1 protein-coding gene is annotated in these 527 nt (G+C 43.6%); it reads right to left on the bottom strand.

All coding sequences use genetic code 11. The features are described 5' to 3' along the window. Nucleotides 1-491, bottom strand: a 491-nt coding sequence (locus PG901_RS13610; RefSeq protein ID WP_271134704.1) for a phosphoenolpyruvate carboxylase, incomplete at its 3' end; no start/stop codon positions are given. Nucleotides 492-527 lie beyond the last annotated feature (36 nt).

Consider the following 527-nt stretch of genomic DNA (forward strand, 5'->3'; position numbering starts at 1 on the left):
TCGCTATGAGTAAATAGACTCTGCAATAGATTCATGGTCGTACGGCGGCGCGCTTCAGTAGGATGGGCGGTAAATACGGGTATAAATTTCAGCTGCTCAATCAGCTCTTGCATTTGGGCAGGTGCAATATTGCGCTCACGACACTCTAGTAAAGTACGACGAAACGAGCCTTCCCAGCTTTGATCGGATTGCATACGCAAGGCATGACGCTGCTCGCGTAAGTAATTTTCCTCACTTAGATTTGCTAAAAAGAAATAGATAGAAAAGCTGCGGATGACATTTTTTAAGGTTCGATTATCTAACGAGGCGATGAAGTCGATGAGTTGTTGTTTGTTCGCTTCGTTAGGCTCACGGCGTTGTTGAATAAAACCTTTACGCAGGGTTTCAATCGTATTAAGTGTTTCTTCGCCCGTCTGGCGAGAAACCGCATCTCCTAGGAATGAGCCTAATAAGCTGATGCGTTCACGTAATACGTCATTATTTATAGTCATCCTTAACCTTCTCGTTAAATTAGTGGGTGAAATAGT

The sequence above is a fragment of the Psychrobacter sp. ANT_H3 genome (genome assembly GCF_027919975.1).
GTDB lineage: Bacteria > Pseudomonadota > Gammaproteobacteria > Pseudomonadales > Moraxellaceae > Psychrobacter > Psychrobacter maritimus.